At 59.7% G+C, this 20,207-nt stretch carries 7 protein-coding genes and 1 riboswitch; of the genes, 1 reads left to right on the plus strand and 6 read right to left on the minus strand.

Features of this window, described 5'->3' with window-relative positions:
- Positions 1-25: 25 nt before the first annotated feature.
- The 6 genes from FYK55_RS12545 to FYK55_RS12570 all read right to left on the minus strand — a co-directional run bounded on the left by FYK55_RS12545 (position 26) and on the right by FYK55_RS12570 (position 15,373).
- The gene (locus FYK55_RS12545; protein ID WP_150076767.1) at positions 26-5,050 is read right to left on the minus strand and encodes an Ig-like domain-containing protein; all 5,025 of its coding nucleotides are present in this window, start codon (positions 5,048-5,050) and stop codon (positions 26-28) included.
- 564 nt (positions 5,051-5,614) lie between these two features.
- Positions 5,615-5,694, minus strand: a riboswitch (cyclic di-GMP riboswitch).
- A gap of 320 nt (positions 5,695-6,014) precedes the next feature.
- Positions 6,015-6,764, minus strand: coding sequence for a PEP-CTERM sorting domain-containing protein (locus FYK55_RS12550; protein WP_150076768.1), 750 nt, complete (start codon positions 6,762-6,764; stop codon positions 6,015-6,017).
- A gap of 623 nt (positions 6,765-7,387) precedes the next feature.
- On the minus strand, positions 7,388-8,593 hold the full coding sequence (locus FYK55_RS12555; RefSeq protein WP_235908666.1) for a DUF1552 domain-containing protein: 1,206 nt from the start codon (positions 8,591-8,593) through the stop codon (positions 7,388-7,390).
- Positions 8,594-8,842: 249 nt separating this feature from the next.
- Entirely contained in the window at positions 8,843-11,239 is a 2,397-nt protein-coding gene (locus tag FYK55_RS12560) for a DUF1592 domain-containing protein (protein WP_150076770.1), read from the minus strand.
- Positions 11,240-11,354: 115 nt separating this feature from the next.
- Positions 11,355-14,183, minus strand: a complete 2,829-nt coding sequence (alaS, locus tag FYK55_RS12565) for an alanine--tRNA ligase (RefSeq protein ID WP_150076771.1) — start codon at positions 14,181-14,183, stop codon at positions 11,355-11,357.
- 275 nt (positions 14,184-14,458) lie between these two features.
- Entirely contained in the window at positions 14,459-15,373 is a 915-nt protein-coding gene (locus FYK55_RS12570; RefSeq protein WP_150076772.1) for a hypothetical protein, read from the minus strand.
- Positions 15,374-15,649: 276 nt separating this feature from the next.
- On the opposite strand from FYK55_RS12570, the gene FYK55_RS12575 reads away from it, so the two are divergent.
- Complete coding sequence (locus FYK55_RS12575) at positions 15,650-20,110, plus strand: DUF4332 domain-containing protein (RefSeq protein WP_150076773.1); 4,461 nt, start codon at positions 15,650-15,652, stop codon at positions 20,108-20,110.
- Positions 20,111-20,207: the final 97 nt, after the last annotated feature.

Genomic DNA, 20,207 nt, shown 5'->3' on the forward strand with positions numbered 1-20,207 from the left:
AGCGTTAAACGCAGACCTGCGGCCCTCAGCCGGGCCGCCGCATCGGCAGCATCGCACCGAGCTCAGCGAAGAACTCGTCCAGGCGATCATGCAAGGCGTCGATCGAGTGATCGCCAGAGACGAACGGCTGCACTGAATCTGAAATCCTCCAAGATTCGGCTTCGGGCCAAGCGTTGGCTATTGCCCGCACAAATGCGGGCCTCCGCGTGACGACATCGAACGGATTCTCGATCAACGCATCGTCACTGGACGAGCCGTCATTACTCTGCTGCAAACTTGCGGAAGCGGCCGCCGACTCAAAGATTCTGACGTTGGAAAAGTAAGACTCCGCGTCGGGGTTCGAGACGTCGTGGTCGTTTCCGAAGAACAGTGTGCCAAACGTACCTGTGTAAAACTGCCCGATCGGAATTCGGTACGCTTTCCAATCCGGTGCCGAGTCACCGTAGTCCCGGTAATCTCGGTTGCCCCAGTTCTGCGTTCCATAAACTGAGAACGCATAGTTTTGTGACAAATTGGAATCCGTGTCTAATCCGATCGTGTGGATATCCCCGATTGAAGTGCTGCGGAAATCGAACTCCAAGATCGTATCCGGCGTGACTTCATACGCGAACGCGATTTGTTTCCACGTATTGCCCGTCAAATGGAGCGTCGCTCCACCGTCGGCAACCTCTGCATTCCCCCCTTTATCCTGGGAAGGTCCGGCGTAGGAACCAACGTCGTATTGGCGGAAGTCGATTCCAGGCGAGTTCCCTAACACCTGAACCGTGACTACCGCGGTTGCATCGCTACCCGGCGTGCCATCGTTCACGGTGTAGCTAAACGTCTCGTTGCCGGTGAAGCCTGCGGCAGGAGTGTACTGCAACTGTTGATCACTCGTGATCGTCACCGAGCCTCCGGCCGAGCCGTTCGTCACTGAGGAAATCGTCAACGACTCGCCAGAATCCGGAGCCGTGGTGTCATTGCCGAGAACATCCATCAGATTGCCGGAACTGTTCTGCAACACATCGAAAGCATCATTCTGGGCAATGGGTGCATCATTTGTCGCGCGGACGTCAATCGTGACCGTTGCGGTTCCGACCGGCTCAACACCGCCATCGCTGATCGAGTACGTGAACGTTTCTCGCCCAAAGAAGTTGGGCGCGGGTTCGTAGCTAACCAAGGTTTGATTGACGATCTGAATCGAACCACCAGCCGACCCCTGGCCTACGGACGCCACACTCAATGTTGATCCGGGTTCGGCCTGGTCGTTGGCAAGTACATCCAAATTGACTGGCCCACCGTCTTCATCGACGGCGAATGCGTCATCGATGGCTGATGACCCCTGACTGACGCTTCCTTCTTCGTACACTCGAACATTAGCGAAAAAAGATTCGCCATCAGCACCGGAGACGTCGTGATCGTTTCCGAAGAACAGGGTGTCAAATGCTCCGGTGTAATACTGGCCGACCGGGATTTGATAATGCTTCCAACCCGGCGCTGAACTCCGGTAGTCGCGAAAATCTCTGATTCCCCAAGCTTGTGTACCGTAAAGCGTCAGACCTTGTTGTTCGGAAAGTCCCAGGTCTTGATCAAAACCGATCGTATGAATTTCACCTTCGGACGGACTGCGGAAGTCAAACTCCAGAATCGTATCGGGCGTGACCTGGTAAGAATAGCGAATCTGTTTCCAGGTGTTCCCTGTCAAATGAAGGGTGTAACCGCCATCCTCCACGGCAGCGATGCCGCCGGCGTCTTGAGATCCGGCATACGATCCAATCGAGTAGTCAGCAAAATTGATTCCCTGCGTATTATCCAACCTGGGAGCCACGGTGACGGTGACCGTCGCAGTGGCATTGCTTCCCGGGGTACCGTCGTTCACGGTGTAGGTAAACGTTTCGGTTCCTGAAAAGTTTGCTGCAGGTTGGTAGTCGATCGACGATCCGCCAGAAATGGATACTGAGCCGCCGGCCGACGTCGCGCCCAACGACACGATGGTTAAGGTCTCGCCAGCCTCAGTCGTGTCGTTGTTCAGAACATCCAGATTCGTGACGCCACTGCCTTCGTTGACTTCGAATGTATCATCAGTGGCGACCGGTGCGTCATTCTGCGAAGCGACACTGATCGTGACGGTCGCGGTGGCATTGCTTCCTGGGGTGCCATCGTTGACCGTGTACGTAAACGTTTCGGTGCCGAAGAAATCTACGGCCGGTTGGTAGTCAATCGATGATCCGCCAACAATGGACACCGAGCCGCCGGCCGAAACGGCGTTCAGCGACACGATCGTCAGCGTTTCGCCAGCCTCAGTGGTGTCGTTGCTCAACACAGCCAGATTCGTGACGCCGCTGTCTTCATTGACCGAAAACGCGTCGTCGTTCGCGACGGGTGCGTCATTCTGCGGAGCAACATTGATCGTGACCGTGGCGGTAGCATTGCTTCCCGGAGTTCCGTCGTTGATGGTGTAGGTGAAAGTCTCCGTACCAAAGAAATTGGCTGCCGGCTGGTAGTTGACTGACGCTCCACCGAGGATGGAAACGGATCCGCCGGCCGAGGTGTTGCCCAGCGACACGATCGTCAACGTCTCACCAGACTCGGTTTCGTCGTTGCTCAGAACATCTAGGTTGGTGATTCCACTGTCTTCATTGACCGAATACGAATCACCCACGGCCGTCGGTGGCTGGTTGACAGCGCCCGCTTCGTAAATGTTGACGTTGCTGAAGACTGACTCTCCATCGGCGTTGGAAACATCGTGATCGTTTCCGAAGAACAGCGTGATGAATCTGCCCGTGTAGAACTGGCCGACGGGAATTGTGTATCGCTTCCATTCCGGTGCCGAGGCGGCATAGTCGTTGAAGTCGCGGATTCCCCAAGACTGAGTACCGTAGAGTTGGAAGCCATACTCAGGTGAGAGTCCCAGGTCGACGTCAAATCCAATGGTATGGACTTCGCCCTGAGCTGTGCTGCGAAAGTCGAACTCCAGCACGGTGTCCGCAGTGACTTCGTAGTCGAAAGCAATCTGTTTCCAGGTGTTGCCGGTCAGATGAAGAGTCGAACCGCCGTCTTCGACGACTGCCGATCCACCGGCGTCTTGCGATCCGGCATAGGAACGGATCTCGTAGGACGAAAAATCGATACCCGGGAGCGCGTCTCGAACCGTCACCGTCACGGTTGCGATGTCATTGCTTCCGGCGGTCCCGTCGTTGATCGTGTAGGTGAAGGACTCTTGTCCCAGGAATCCCGGTGCCGGGGTGTAGCGGATTTCCTGACCACCATTGATCGACAGGCTGCCGCCCGCCGAACCGCTGCTGACCGACGTGACCGTCAGCGATTCACCCGCATCCGGTGCGATCGAGTCATTGGCAAGGACATTCAACGAATTGTTCGAGCTGTTGGTCAGCACGTTGAACGAATCGTTCGACGCGGTCGGCGCGTCGTTGACCGGGGCGACATTCACGGTCACGGTCGCCGTGCCCACGTTTCCGGTCCCACCGTCGGTGACTGCGTAAGTGAAGGTTTCTTGGCCAAAGAAGTTGTCCGCCGGTCGGTAGTCAATTGCAGTGCCGCCGACGATGCTGACGCTGCCTCCGGATGATCCCTGGCTGACCGAGTTGATCGTCAACGTTTCTCCCGGATCCGCGGAATCGTTGGCTAAGACGTCCACCCGGACCGTCCCACCATCTTCCACCGCGTTGAAGCTGTCGTCATTGGCCAGCACTGAAACGATAGAACCGCTGAGTGTGTATGACCCCAGACTGCCATAGTCGCTGTAGCCTCCGGAAGTCGGATCACCCTGCCCGACCCCGGTCACCTGAACAAAGTATTGGCCCGCCGCCAGATTTGCTGCCAGGTTTGCTGCGATCGAGCCGATCGGATTGGACGCAACGATCAGAGATCCCGCAGCGTCAAACAGCGACGCGGCGATATCCAGGTTCGGTCCGTAGGCAGTCGGATCAATGTTCAGATTCAAGGCGCCGGCAGCGGTTGAAAATGTGAACATGTCGAAATCATCGTTTCGCTCGATGATTCCAGTCGCGGAGATCCCCTCCGCTCCGATGGCCACCGACGTGGCTCCGGAGAGCGAGTCGCCGTGGTCGTCGGCACGGTAGCTAAACCCGTTTCGCGTGGTGATGATTGCCAGATCGTCTTCCGTGTTGCTGGCGTTGTTGTATTCCCCGCGGCTCCACTGGGTCAGCGACTTGTAGTAGCTGTTGCCCATGATCGGGGCCCAACCGGTCGCGCCGCTGCCATAGCCGGCGAAATACTCTTCCGAAGGTGAGTTGCGGCCGTCGTGATTCAGCCCCAGCGTGTGGCCGGCTTCATGGCTGATCGCTTCGGCGGTGTACTTTTCATTGCCGTTGCCCAGATTGTTCTCGAAGACAAACGCCGGGCTGTCGCTGCTCCAGTTGAACGATCCCACGTAGGCGACACCGCCGCCACCTCCGAACCAGGAATTGCTGCCGCCGACAACAACGCGCACGCCCCACTCGTTGTCCTTGGATCCGGACTTGATCAGCCGGTCCGTCGATGGTTCCTCCGTCGTCACGTTGACGTCGAACGGTAAGAAATCCTCCGCGACGCGTCGCCAGATCGCTTGAATCCGAGTCAGCTCCGAATCGGCAAAAGAATCGTCGCCGGTGAACCCATAGGCCGGCGTGACGATGTCAGCTCCGCCGTTGAAGGAACTGTTCCAAATCGTTCCGGAGGTCGTGTGGCCGTCAAAGTCCAGATAGATGGTTTGCGCGGCGCCTGGATTGCTGTGCAGTTGAAAGGTTTGATCCAGGCTGGTCGTCGCACCCAGGTTTCCGGTATCGGAGTTGGTTTGACTGGGGCCGACCGGTTCGGGAAGCACGTGATAGACGTTGCCCTGCGAATCCTTGTGGTAATCGCTGTCTTCGTGGCTTGGGTGGTCCGGAACGTCCAATCGATCAGGAATCGATGGGGTGATCGGGTTGGCGCTCAGCAGGGCACGCGTTTCCAGTCGTTCGACAAGAATTCGGCGTTTGTTGCGTCGCCGGAATGAGGAAGAGGATTTAGAACGACGGGCTCCTGCCGGATGATTCCTGAACTCGTTCATGCGGTCAATCACAATGCGGTTGACGGGAAAGGGATAATCTCGAGCTCCGCCGGCATTCGAGAACGCCGTCGCAGACCCGGGAGACTTGCCCCTCGACGCGGGAAATAACAGAGAGAAGGAAGGAAGACTAGGCCGGTTTTGCGGCCTAGTCTGATTCGATCGGTTGTGCGCCGCAATGCCCACCTGGTGGGCTGATCCAGCACAGCCGAGTGGGATCTAGGCGAAATAGGCAAACGTCAGTGTTCAATTGATCACAGCCGGCGCGCAGGCGTTGCACAAAACACCGAACGCCAAAATCACGTCGTGCAGTCGTGTGGGCACGCGGCGAAACAGACGCGAATGAACGGAGCGGCCAGGTTCTTTGGCAATCCTGCCAAGATCGAGGAACGCTGCCTAACCGCGACCTAGGATTGACCGTCCGAAGCATTCGGAGCGGCGGGAAGCCATGCCGACGGATGGAGAAAGTCGGCGGAGAGCGTAGACGGAGGGCGCATGGGTCAGTTCCCCTGAAACCAATGGAGTGGGTAGCAAAAGACGCTCCGCACGATCACTCGATCTCGTCCCTTCGGCGGTCTGGCGATCCGTCTGAGGACGGACCCATGACTTTGCGTCCCGAGCTTACGCCCGGTTTGCCTTTATCGGTGGCGATAATGAGGGGAACTGAAACGGTTTAGAGTGCGGCGGTTGCTAGAACGATATGTCAAGCAATACCAGGAATGCCGAATTATCTACTCACTCCAGGCAATCGCACCTACGACTAGGCCGGTCATAACGGCATTTTGGGTTTTCCGTCTGGACTGCGAACCATCAACCCACCCAGTCTCTAATGCTTTCTCGCAGAAATTGAGATGAGCGTCCCGCGTCAAAAGAAAAACGCGATGGCCCAAGCGACCACCGCGTTTACATTTCCAATCGATATATAGCCGTCAAGCAATTTTGGAAAACTTGACTACGCCAGCAGGCACTATTCTCGCCGTCGCCGTCGCCCCGCGGCAAACACAGCGAGACAACCAAACACTGCGAGCGAACTGGGCTCCGGAACGGGATCCGGAGCGGGTGTCACCTTTGCGTAGTCCCCGAAAACGAACCCGCTTGTTTGCACTCCAACGATTCCTTGGATGTGAGCACCAAGTTGCCCACTATCTTCCGCGCCGCTAGTGGATTCTGCATTCAAGAAGATGTCTTCGTTCCAAACGCCACCACCATTGATCGTCGAAGTAAACTTGAGAGGCGTAAGAACGTTCACTGGGTTATTCCCACCGCCTGGAGCATCCGCCGCCGCAAAATCAAAGGAAATCTGACCACCACCAGCACCAGGGTTGCCAGTGTAACTTTTCGTGATAGTCCAACCGGCAGGTTGGCTCACCAAAAAGTCGATGTCGTTGATGTCAATGTCATCACTGAGGTTGGCATAGAACGACCCGATCTTAATTCGTTCTGGCACGTCACCCATGCTGTCAACCGGGCCCACGATGCTCACCATCCAGTTAGCAATATTAGTTCCATCAACCCAATCTATCGCAACATCAACTTGCAAGTTCGCGACTTCAGCACCGGGATCACTCTGATACCTGGCATCCCCGGTTAGCGTTGCGCCCATCATACCAGCTACCGCGGATTGCGACGCAAAAACGACAACCGCCGCAACGGTGAAAGGCACAAGAACAGCGGCGAAACTCGACCGTTCAATGCCTCTATTTAAAATTGATCTCATTACATTCTCCCAACCACTCACTGTTAGTTTGTATTCGCGTACATCAAACGACCGTCAAACTGGCGGTAGGATAGGGATCTTCAACATCGTGTGAGGAACGCGATCAGGAGAACAAAGATCATCAAATCTTCGGACAAATTGGACCAAGGACGAATCCGGCAAGTTCCAGGAACTAGCTGGCGCTGCAACCAAGCACATGTAAATAGTCGAAACTGAGCTGGAACTCATCGCCTTTTGCAGCCTCCAAGAATCCAGTGCGGGGGTGTCGTGATCTTTACCCGTTTGATCTTGAACCTCTGTGCAAACGGTGGCTGAACTATCCGTGCGAGCAAACTCTTGATTGATTAACCCAGCAAACGCGTGACTTCCACACGCTGCCGAAATCAATAACGTGAAGCAGAGCGACTGACAGTGGACGAAGGACGACACTGGACAAACCCGCATTAAACGCCTGATCACCCCCCAGCCCTCAAGTTAGCTTTGCCGGGGGGGGCAAGCAAGGTCCTGCAGACGAGAATCTTGAAATTATTGTTGATGGCCACCGAGCGAAAAAACGTCCAGTTTCCGAAAGAAACTTTGGTTCCGGGGAGATTATTCGGGTACCGGTGCAGTGAAATGCGAGCCTAATCGACTCTGACGAACCCCAGAAGCGTGGACTCTCCGCTCGCGAAAGTGTCGGTTTCCAGCCCCAGATGATGGAGATAGCTGACCAGCAGGTTGCATAGCGGCGGCGAGTCGGCGGGGTCGAAGGCGAGGTGCTGGCCGTGGCGGAAATGGCCTCCGGCGGCGATGATCGGCAGGTTTTGGTTGCTGTGGCTCGACGCATTGCCGAGGTTCGATCCGAGCAGGATCGCGGTTTGGTCCAGCAGTGAATGCTCGCCCTCATGGACGTCCTCCAGCTTTTGCAGCAACTCGCCGAATAGCCGTATCTCTTCCAGCTCGATGATCGCGAGCATCTCGATTTTTCCCGGGTCCCGCCCGTGGTGGCTGAGGTTGTGCCAGCCGTCGTCGACGCCGTTGAGCGAAACCACCTCGTTGCCTCCCGGTCCGGCCAGCGTGATCAGCCGCGTGGAATCGGACTGCAGGGCCAAAAAGATCAGGTCGTACATCAGTTGCATCCGGCCGGTGAAGTTCGCCCGGTCGGTGATATCGTCCGGCGGCTCCCGGTCGACCTTCGGTTTGGGTCGCTGTGCCCACTGCTCCGCAGATACCAGCCGCTTCTCCAGGTCGCGAACGCTGGTCATGTACTGGTCCAGCGTCCGGATGTCCGCCCGACCGGCTCGCCGGGCCACACGGTGGGTTTGATCCAGCACCAGGTCCATGATGCTTTGGCCGTCTTCGATCCGCCGCATGTGAGCGGCCTTTTCGGCATCGGAACCGTCTAAGAACAGCTTCGCGAACAATTTCGACGGCCGTGATTCCGCCGGAATCTGGACGCCGGATCGCGTGTAAGAAAGGCTGGAGCGATCGGCCGCCAAGGTCAGCGATGCAAACCGGGTCTTGTAGCCGATCTGTTCGGCGGCGAGCTGGTCGACGGAGATGGTGTTCTGAAAGCTGGGCTGCCCCGGGTGCGGCGCCCCCGTCAGGAAACTCTTTTCCGCACTGTGCCCGCCGTCCACGTCCGGATGCATCAGTCCGGAGATGACCGTGAACTTCTCGCGCAGGTGCTGCAGCGGCTCGAGGTAACGAGTGACCTCATAGTCCCTGCCGGCCGTCTTGGGAAACAGGTGTGGGGTATGGATGCCCAATGGCGAATTGATCGCCAACATCCGTCGGATGTCGGGCGTTGCTGAATCATTCGCGGTGGCCCCGCGTCCCGATTCGAACACTGGCAAGGCGAAAGCGATCCCGGCGGAACGCAGGATAGATCGTCGTCGCAGTCTTGGAAGCATGGCGTGAGGCGGGGAGGATGGGAAGCGAAATCATTGAATTCGATGGGTGTCCATTCTATCAGCCGGTGAGCGACGGACCCGATCGCTGTCGTCCCTTCGGGACTGGAGCATGCGAGGTGGACAACATCCGGCGGGCGAGCCCGCCGGCAGGTGTCTTTCGTCCCTTCGGGACTGACGAGACATCCGTCACTGCCGCAGGAACAGATCGCTCCGCACCGTCGCTTGAATCAGGCTTCGGAGCCCCAGACCGCTCGCTTTCGCCTCTCGGACGATTTCGTCAATTGCCGCTCGATCGGCGACACCGAGCGACCGTCCGGTGGCATAAACCGCCAGCTTCGTTGCGAAGGCACGAATGAACTGCTCGCGATCCTCCAGCAAACAATCTCGGAAGCTTTCAAAGTCATCGAAGCTTCGCCCGTCGGCCAGCTGCGACGCGGTGTCCACCGGCTTGCCCTTGCGATACGGCTTCTTCCCGTCCAGCTTCTCGCCCTCGCCCAAAGAGCGATACCAATCACGCTGTCCGCCGATCGCATTGAAGCGTTCCAGGGCGAATCCGGGCGGATCGATGCGGCGATGACACTGTGCACACGATTCGATCTCTCGGTGCTTTTCCAGTTGTTCGCGGATCGTGGTCGCGCCACGGATGTCCGGCTCCACCGCGGGAACGCCCGGGGGCGGTGGCGGTGCCGGCCGACCCAGCAGATGATCCAGGACCCAGGCGCCGCGTACCACCGGCGAGGTCGACGTGCCGTTGGCGGTCACTTTCAACACACTCGCCTGAGTCAACACACCGCCGCGGATGGAATCGTCCGGAATGTCGATGCGCCGGAACGATTCGTGACCTTGGACACCCGGGATCCCATAGTGTCGTGCGATACGTTCGTTCAAGAACGTCCAATCCGAATCCAAAAAGTTCAGGACGCTCAGATCCTCGTCCAGCAGGTGCCGGAAGAAATGCCGGCTTTCCCCCAGCATCGCTTCCTGCAGCAGGGGATCGAACTCCGGATAAAGTTTTTGGGCGGGCGTTGTGAATTCGATCTCGCGCAGGTCCAACCATTGGCCGGTGAAGTTTTCAACAAAGCGTTCGCTGCGCGGATCACGGAGCAACCGATCGACCTGTTCGACACGGACCTGCGGGTCCCGCAAGCGGCCTTGTTCCGCTAGCTTCAGCAGCGTCCCATCCGGCATGCTGGACCAAAGAAAATAAGACAGCCGCGAGGCGATCGTGTCGTCATCCACCTCGGCGGCCGAGTTGAGCAACAGAAACTGGGGCGAGCAAAGCACCGCGACGACGCCGGCTCGCACCGCTTGTTCAAACGTCCTCCCCTGCTCCAAGCGGTCCAGCGTCAATTCGACGAACGGTTGCATCTCCGACGGGTCGACCGGACGTCGAAAGGCACGCCGGATCAGGTCGCGAACGATTCTCTCGGCATCTTCCTTAGGCCGGGACGAATCCACCACGTGACGTTTGACGTTCTTGCGATGCCGCATCCAAATCGGCTCGGCCTCAATCATCGTGATCGAACTGGCTTCACCGAACAGTCGCTTCTGGGCCTTGGAGGGAAAACTCTGGTCCAACGGTCCATGGGTCTCCGCCCAAACGAGCCCCACACCAGGGCGTTGCTCGTGCTTGTCCCGCCAAGTCACGTGCTCCGGCCAGACACGCGGGACAATGTGGATCGCGTGACCTTCCTCCAGGTGCGTCTGGAATTCGATCACCCGCGGCTCCTGTGACGTCCCGGTCACGTCGTAGACACCGATGAACTTACGAGTCTCCGGCCCAAACAGGGTGCCGACGTAGATGGCAACGGCGAGCGTTCGATCGCCCGGATCGTGCGGCCAAACCGCGACGCGACAGCGGTACACGCCATCTTCGATCGGATGGATCGCGTCCAGACGTGCGGGCGGCCACCCGGGCGTGAACTTGACGAACGAATCATCGACTTCGATCGTGCCTCCTTTGTTTTTCTTGACCGATTCGATGTTTTCTTTCACCTCCATGAACTGAATCCGGCGTGTTTCCGCCGGAAGCGGCTTGATCCGTCGAATGCAAGCCTGGAACGCAACGTCGGCAGCTTCCAGATACTGTTCCATCAGGACCGACGAAATGCTCAGGCCGTCGGCCACGTTGTCGAACCCTTGCACGTCGGCATCTTCCGGCAGCAGGTCCATCAGTGGAACGTCGATGCCCAACAAATCGTGAACCGTGTTTTGGTATTCGCGCCGATTGAGCCTGCGGAGTGACGTCGATGGGGAGATGTTCGAATCGGCCAAGTCCTGGGAGATGGCGTCAACCGCGCTTCGACGCACTGCAGGTTCCAGCGGCGGTTCGTCCGGCGGCGGCATCTCGCGTGCGTCCAACACATTGAGAACCCGAACCCAGGTTTGACGGGTCAAACCGTCCGAAAGATCCCCGCCGAGTGAATCCAATCGAACACCGCCTTCCTGTGTCGATTCACCATGGCAGTGAACGCATCGGTCGAGAAAGAATGCTTGCACGGCATCACTGGGACGTGATGGTTCCGCTGCTGGCACATTGACGGACGCGAGCAGACACGCAGTGAGAAAGATGTGGATGCGCATCGCACCATCATAATCGACCGTCGTCCACCGGACACGTCGTCAGGTGGAGCGTTGCTGTCTCCTCGACCGTCGGCTCACGCCGACGGCAGGTGTCTGCCGTCGCATCGCGACTCGTCTACTTCAAGCTTTCCTTCATCGTCGAGCGAGCCGTCGACAAGGCTTCGGGAAGCTTACTGGCGTCCTTCCCACCGGCTTGCGCCATGTCGGGACGCCCGCCGCCGCCGCCGCCAACCACCTTGGCCGCCGCGCCGACCCATTGCCCGGCTTTCAAACCGCGGTCGACCAACGAACGGCTGAGTCCGCCCACCAGCAAGACCTTGTCCCCCTGGGTCGTGGCCAGCAGAACGGCGGAGCCGCCGCTGGATTTCTTGCGAATCTGGTCGATCCAGCCCCGCATCACGTTCGGGTTGGCCCCGGGGACTTCCGCGACGATCACCAAGTCGTCGCCAACCTTCTCACCCTGGGCGATCAAGTCGTCGGCGGTGACCTTTCCACCGGCCGTTGCCTGTTTGAGTTGCTTGACCAGATCCTTTCGATCCGACAACAAGCCGTCGACCCGAGCCAACACTTCGTCTTGAGACACGTTCAAGCGTCGGCTGATCTCGCGCACTCGGGCACGCGTGTTGACGTAGTCGCTGACATCTTCCGTCGGGCAATCATCGCCGACCGCGAAGGATTCGGGGTGATCGGCCGCTTTGCCGCTGGTGAGTTCCTTCTTCAATTGGCGGACTTCATTCATCAGCTGTTCGGTTGCACCGGCCGCATGCGGCGGATCGGTTCCCAGTTTTTCAGCCACCTCTTTCAGCAAGGCAGCGGTCTGTTCGCGATGCTGCTCGGCGCGTTTGCCAGTCAGCGCGACGATCCGTCGGGTTCCGGCGGACACACTTTCTTCGGCCATCAGCTCAAACGTTTGCACATTGTCAGTGTTTTGGACATGTGTGCCGCCGCAGAGCTCTTTACTGAAGTCACCGATGGAAACCATTCGAACCGGATCCGGATACTTTTCCCCGAACAGCATCATGGCACCCGCGGCACGGGCTTCGGCCAGTGGAACCGTGACCCACTGCACCGGGGCATGTTCGCCGATGCGCACCACCACATCGGATTCGATCTGCGTCAGCACGTCCTCCGGGATCGGCTTTTGGTTGGTAAAGTCGAATCGCAAGCGGTCTTCTTCGACCTTGCTGCCCTGTTGCTGGGCGTGCGCGCCGACGTGGGTGCGGAGGGCATGATGCAGCAGGTGTGTCGCGGAGTGGGCACGGGCCAGTGCATCGCGGCGGTCAGTATCGACCACCGCCTGGCATTCCGCGCCTTCCTTGATCTCGCCCCGGGTCAGTTTCCCGTGGTGAACGATCAAGCCGCCGTGCTTTTGCGTGTCATGAACGACGAATTCGAAATCGTCCGAAGAGATCACGCCAGTGTCACCGATCTGCCCACCGGACTCGCCGTAAAACGGAGACTGATCCAGGACCAGCCGCAAGGAAGCATCCCCCGGATGATCCAGATGGCTCAACAGCTGACCTTCGTCTTCCTTGCTGAGTCCCTCGCCGGTGATGATGCCTTTGACGACCGCTGTGGCGGACGTCACGTCGTATCCGATGAATGGCGTCTCGCGAAGTGCCTCCTTCAGCGTTTCCAGGGGACCGGTTTGAAACAGTTCGACCTGTCCGGCACCGCTGGCGATGGCGTGTTCGTGCATGGCGTCACGGTAGCCGGCCCAATCGAACGTGAAGTTCTTCTCCGCAGCCAACGTTTGCAACAATTCCGGTGGAACGCCATAAGTCGTGTTCAACTCCGCAGCGTCTTTGCCGGGGACCATCACAGCCGACTCGTCCCGCATCTCTTCGAACAATTGCCCGATGCGTTTCATGCCTCCGTCGATCGTCCCAAAGAACGCGTTCTCTTCTGCCTCGATGACTTCGGCGACGCGTTCGACGGTCTCCGCCAGTTCCGGATAGGCCACCTTGCTGGATTCAACCACAGCCGGCACCAGTTTGTGCAGGAACGGGTCGCGCAAGTCCATCTGGAATCCGTCCAGGACGGCCCGACGGATCAAACGTCGAACGACGTACTTGGCCTTATCACGCCCCGGGTAGACGTTTTCGTGGATCGCAAAGGTGCAGGCGCGGGCGTGGTCGGTGATGCGACGCAACCGGCGTCCGTTGTCGCTTTCCAATTCGTACTTCACGCCCACCACGTCGGCCGCCGCATCGACGATCGGCTTCAGGGTGTCGATGTGGAAATTGGTGGGCACGCCCTGCAGCACGCTGGCGGTTCGCTCCAGTCCCATCCCGGTGTCGATATTCTGGCTGGGCAGCGGTTTCAAATTGTCCGGCGGGTCGCCGACGCGATTGAATTGTGTGAAGACCAGGTTCCAGATCTCCACTTCGCTGCCGTTGTCCAGTTGGTAGTAGATCTCGCTGCAGGGTCCGCAAACGCCGTCAGGACCTTCGCTGGGCGCCGAGGCCGGCCAGAAGTTTTCGTCCTCGTCCATGCGGATGATCCGGCTGTCGGGCAACCCGATCGATTCTTTCCAGATCCCGTGTGCCTCGTCGTCATCCTTGTACACGGTCACGGACAGGCGTTGGGGGTCGATTCCCAGCCATTTCTTCTCCGTCAGGAACTCCCACGCCCAAGCAATGGCTTCCTTTTTGAAGTAGTCACCGAACGAGAAGTTTCCCAACATCTCAAAGAAGGTGTGGTGATAAGCCGTCCGTCCGACATTGTCGATGTCGCCGGTGCGAAGGCATTTCTGGCAAGTCGTCGCCCGCGTGAAATCCAGTTTCACCTTGCCCAAAAAGTGATCCTTGAATTGGTTCATGCCCGCCGGAGTGAACAGAACCGACGGGTCCCAGGTGGGGACAAGGACATCGCTCGGTTTGCGGACACAGCCTTTGGTTTCAAAGAATTCGAGATACTTTTCGCGAAGTTCGTCAGTTTTCATAGGTGCTGGCAAGGGAATGGTGCGGGTGCACGGACCGATGATCCCCCAGGATCAAGAGGGGCATCCGCGGGAATCATATCGCAACGCGGGGATTTCTCGAAGGCGGAGGTACGAGGCTCCGGGGAGGGCAGAATCCGAAGCGAATACGCCACGACGCGGTGACAGCACTCCCCGCGTCGTCGCAAGCTCCGTCGGGACGCCCCCGGAGAGAGGGTGAAGCAAAGCCTGACGACCTCCAAACGGAAGCGCGACACTCCAGCCCACCCCGCGGCGGGCTACAGCTTCTCGGCCGGAGTCGGGACGTTGGCGATCCGCAGCAGAATCACCGTTTGCTGTTCCAGCCGATCGACGTTTTCACCGCCCAGCATGAGTTTTCCCAGTCCGCGGCGGGCAGCGGTTTCGGCGATGACGAACAAATCCCCTTCACCCCCGGCGAGCTCGAAGTCCATGGACTCCAGCGGCCAGGCCTGGCGGCGAACATCGATCCGCAAGGCCGCGTCGCCTTGGACCCAGCCTTGCCGCATGTCGCCGTGCTGGATTTCGGGGCGAAATCGCAACCGGACTTCGGCCACGGAATTGCCCCGCGCCGGGACAACGGAGAAAAGGAACTGGGGGTCGCGGAGTGTTTCTCCAACCAATTCTCCGTCGCGGTGCACCATCACGACCTGGTCACCTTCGATCGGCAACCGCACCGGCAATTCATAGCGTTTGCCGATCCGCATCGGGTCGCGGCGGGTGCCTTCCGATTGGTGGCTGGAAACGGATGCAGAGGCCAGGAATTCGTCGACCACGTCGTTGGGCTCTTCCGAACACAAGGATTCCAGTTTTGCCTGCAATCGTTCTTCGTGAGTCACCCGCCCGATCCGCAATCCGTTCTGAGAAAGAGAGGACCGCACCGCCGCGGGAAGGATGGTTTCGTCGACCCACTGCCACATGGATTGCAATTGGTCCGGCTGGCTCGGATCGAATTGGATCTGCACGAATTTCGATTCCAACTCGATCGAGCGTGGCGCTTTCTTCAGCGGCAGGGGTGCCGTCGCGTTTGCCACGCTTTCCCCGCGATCGGACCATCCGGACCACGAGGAGCATCCCAGGGTCCCAGCCAGCAATGACGTCCCGGCAAGCAGCAGCAAGCGGGCCGGCAAAGATCGGGCGATGAGAACGGGGTCCGTCGTGGGACGTTTCGGCATCGTGCGGGTCACGGCGGCAAGGAACGGGCGAATCTAAAGACGGCCGGAAGTTTGGCGGCCAACAGCGTTTCACGGCGTTTGGCATACAAATTCGCGGCTTGCCGCGTCAAGTCACGCCCGCCGAGATTCCTCTTTCCGTGAAACTCGGCTTTCACTAAAGTTCGCACATACCCGCCCACGAGGTGCTTCGATCCACCGAGACGTCGGCACGACCCGCCGACCACCAGAAAGCGACCTCGTTCTATCTGTCTGCTGTGGCCAAGGAGGAGCCCGACCATGCTGTTGGACCGCATCGATATCGACCATCACGGCCCCCTGAATCGTGTCGAATTGGGGCCGTTCTCCGAGCACTTGAACGTGGTTTGCACTCCGGAGGGTGCGGGAAAGACGGCCATCGCCCGGTTTGTCCGCGATTCGTTGGTGCGTCGCGAGTACCCGCTGGGCATGATGAGCTCGTCCAGCGGACGCGTCGTTTGGGCCGACCGCAACGGCAAGATTCACTGCCGACGGGAGCAGGACGGGACGCCCACCGGACGCCGCACGATTGAATTTGAAACACGCGGTGACGCCGCCCACCGATTCGACTGGCTCCACGGCAGTTGGATTGATGGGATTGCCGACTCCACCGACGCTTCCCGCGCGTTGGAATCGATTCGAATCCCGGAGTCCGTTGTTGACGGCATTGTCACCGACACGGCCGTCACACGCGTTGCCCGCGTGGTCGAAGCTTGCCTGAAGAGCGGCTTGGATGACCCCAAGTTGTATGCCGGGCTGCCGATGGGCCCATCGGTTGTCAGCGGCACGTCACCCGATTCGCCCGACCAACAACAAGGCATGCGGCGAGTCGTCCGCGACGAGCTTGCTCGCGTTGAAGCAGAACTCGCATCGCTAGAAGCATCAGGGCTGGCCGGCAACGCCACATCGCCCGACGAAGGCTGGATCGAGACGCGACGTCGTCAACTGCAGCACCGATTGGGATATTTGCGAGAGGAGCTATCACGCGTTCGTAGCGGAGCGTGGTCAGCCACGCGTCCCTGGACGTCCCAAGACCGCGTCGTTGCCGACGAGTTGTCGCGACTTCATGATCGGATCTGGCACTTGCGGGTTCGGCGCAATGAGCTTGACCGATGGCTGTCCCAACTGGAACAGGATCGGCATCGTGTTCGCTACTCCACTTCGAGCACGGCGTCTCCGCCGGCGCAGCACCACAACGCCGACGCTCTGAACGCTTTTTCCACGTTGCCATCGGCACCCGGTACGTTCGAAATGGACGCCCGCCTGCGTGCGACACTCGGGACCCTGGAGGCACAAATCTTGCGCTGGCGGCGAGTTCACGATGAACTGCGTGGGCTGCGCCAGGCCATCACCCGCTTGCATCCGTCGATCGACGCCCCGACGGGATCACTGCCGTTCTCCGAAGAAATGCTGCGTCGCGAACGGATGAATCGGTTCCTGGCGTCGCTGGACCGATACAACGCGACGGCTTCCGATGGCCAAACGCCGTGGGGAGCGTTCGAGCCGATCCTGGGCACGGACCCGGCATGGCCGGATGAAGTCGATCTGCGGATCGAAGCCATCGTCAGCCATCTCGATTGGCTGGTGTCACAGTACGATGCTCCGGGAGCGACGTGGTCCCAGTGGTACCGTGCGGTCCCGGCCGCGGAAGCTTACCGGAACCAGGCGTCGCTGGTGCGTTGCCTGCGGACCATCCAACAGGACTTGCTGAATGTCCGCCGCCACGGATTCCGGCTGCAGGATCGTTCGCAGCATGGAACACGCAATCATTCCCCGTTGTGGGACGTGCAGCAGTGCGAGCAATGGGTGGTCGCGACGATCCGACGGCTAATCGGCTACCGTCAGTCGCTGGTCGCTGATCGCCGCCTGGCCGATCTGGTTCACTACCCTTCCTGGTTGGATGAATCGTACGAACGCCAAAATTGGTCGGTGTGGTACATCGATCACCTGGAATCGGAAGCTGCACGTCGGATGCACGAGATCCAAAAGGTCTCAGCCGAGTTGAATCACTGCCTGAACGCGGCCGCCGAACTCCATCGTCGGCAACGACACACGATCGGTGAGACAAGTTTTTCCGATCCCTCGTTCGGCATGGACGCTTGGCAGCGACCACTCGCCGAGTTTCGTAGCCCGGTCGACTTGCAAGCCGAGATCGACGCCGTGCGGACTGAGCTGGAGCGGTTGAACCAGCACCACACCGATTCCCCGCGCGTTCGTTGGTTGCGCGAACGTCGTGCCAAGTTGATCGCTAAGTTGGGCGTGCCACAGACGACGCGTCGATCGGATTCGCCGCTCGCCGATGAAGCCAGCCAGTGGTTGGTGCGACTGTCCGGCGGTCGATTGAAACGTCTCCGCTGGAGCCTGAACGGAACGCAACCGCCCGCGAATTCAGCCGCGAAGTCGGACGCTCGCCAAACCTGGGTGCAAATTGACGGGGTCGATGAGCAACTGTGCCCCGCGGTCGACCGAGCCCTTGCCGCCTTGGCGCTCCGCCTGGCCGCAGGCGACCTGTTGGCCCGCACCGGCCGCAGCATTCCGCTGGTGGTGGAATCGCATCGCGAGTTGTTGCGAAGTGGTCCCGCAGACGCCGCCAGCGAACACAGCTGGAACGCCACCGGAAACCCGCCGCTGAACCTATCGGTGATTGCCGCGCTGGACGATTATGCCAAACAAGGTCGGCAAGTCATCGTGCTGACCAGTGATCGATTGTTCGCCGACCAGGCGGCTCGACGTGGCGGCCACACGTTCTCGGTCCACGGCGAACGTGTCGCGCACGCGCACCGCCCACTGTGGCGTCCGCACTTCGCCCCGGAATCCTATGTCGGACCGCACGCCGGTGCCCATGTGCTCGATCCGGCCGAAAGCGTGACGGACTTTTCGGACGCCTTTGTCGACCAGTATTACGATTCGGCGTCCACCTGGGACGCGCACGCCCAACCGTCCGGGATGCCTCCCCAATCGGCCGCGGATTTGTACCCGCCCGTTGGAAGCGGCGCCGACGATTGGCAATCGGTCCCGGGCGTGCCCGGAGTTCCCGCAAGCCAACAACCGTTCTCAGCGCTCGGCCCCTACGATTCCTTGCCGCAGTTGCCGCCGGCCGCCACGTTTGCCGACATCAATCGCAACCTGGACGCCATCTGGCAGGAGATCTACGGCGCCAATCCGTATGCGGCAGCACCAGCCGCAGTCGCATCCGCGAGGCAGCCAGTCCGGCCGGCAGTTCCGTCCGGCGCTGTCGATTCCCCCGACGCTGCTTCGGCGAATGGGCATTGGGACGACGGTTACTACTTCGCGGACAGCTTCACCACCGTTCCCCGCGGAAGCAATGCGCCGCGAGCCAGCGAACCGAATTCGCAAACTGATCGGCCGGCCGAAGCACCCCGAAAGGTCTCGCCCTTTTTCCTGACGGTGGACAGCCCCATCGATCAGGCGCCGTCGGTCGACGGCGTCTCCGCGTCGCGGTTGCGAAAACTGAACGTCAGCCACATCACTCATTTGATGCAACAGGATCCCAATCGCTTGGCCGACGCCCTGGGGTTGGCAAGCGTGAATGCAGCCACGATTCGCCGTTGGCAAGCCGAATGCCGACTGGTCTGTCATGTCCCGCAATTGCGAGCCTTCGACGCCCGCGTCCTGGTCGGCTCGGGGATCACCGACGCCGGGCAACTGTCGGCGACCGACCCGATGGATCTGCTGGACCGTGTCGAGGCCTTTTTGGCAACCGAGCGAGGCCAACGGATTCTGCTGAGCGGAACGAGTTATGAGCTGTCTCGCATCACCAGCTGGATCGCAACGGCAAACGTCACCACTGATGGCGAGCCGATTCTGCGGGTGCGCGACCACCAGACCGTGGACGGTCGCGTCGTCGGAGACGGAAAGAAGTCTCGGCTGGTTTCGCGCGACGCGGAATCTTTTGAATACGAATTCGTCGACGATCAGGGACAAGTCGTCCGGGCACGCTCCAAGCGACGAAAAGCAGCCAACGAAGCAGCGGTCACCCGTCAAGCGTCGCGATCCGATCGCGACGCCTCGGGCCAGGTGCGGCGCCGGGTTCATCCGGACGGTCGCACTCGCAGCTCAGTTCCCCTGCGTTCCCAACGGTCCTTTGAAGGGACGTCGCGGCGCGACGGAGCGTCCTCCAGCGCCGTCCACCGGCGTTCGATGGAACCACACTCGCAAGAGCATACTTTCGGAACCCGTCGGGCACCGGAGCAAGACCTCCGGCACTCCGACGGCGGTCGCGAATCGGTCGGCGTGCCGGCGGCCGATGAAGGTGTCGAAGAGCTGCGGTTTTACCTGCAGCGGGAAAGCCCGATCGTGGATGCCCCATCGATCGGCAGTCGCATGGCAGAAAAGCTTGAGGCGATCGAAGTCCACTCTGTCGACGACCTCCTCAACAGTGACCCCGCGGAACTCGCCGAACTGTTGGACCATCGTCGGATCGATGCCGATGTCGTCGCCGCCTGGCAGCATCAGTCGATCCTGGTTTGCCGGATTCCAATGCTTCGCGGACACGACGCCCAGTTGCTGGTGGCGGCCGGAATCACGACTCCGGAAGAAGTCGCCGCTTTGGATCCGAAGGAACTTCTGGAGGTCATCGATCCGATCGCACGCAGCAACGAAGGCAAACGGATCCTGCGTGGCGGAAAACTTCCGGATCTGGCCGAGGTCACCGAGTGGGTGACTTACGCCGGGATGAATCGCGATCTGGTGGCAGCTTAGCCGGACAGCACAGCGGGATTGGCCGGCGGAAACACTCCGCCGGGTCCGGGAAATGCCAGCAAGACGATCCGTTGGGAAAAGCGCTTTTTTTGCCTGC

The sequence above is a fragment of the Roseiconus nitratireducens genome (assembly GCF_008629675.1).
In the GTDB taxonomy this organism is placed as follows: Bacteria; Planctomycetota; Planctomycetia; order Pirellulales; family Pirellulaceae; genus Stieleria; species Stieleria nitratireducens.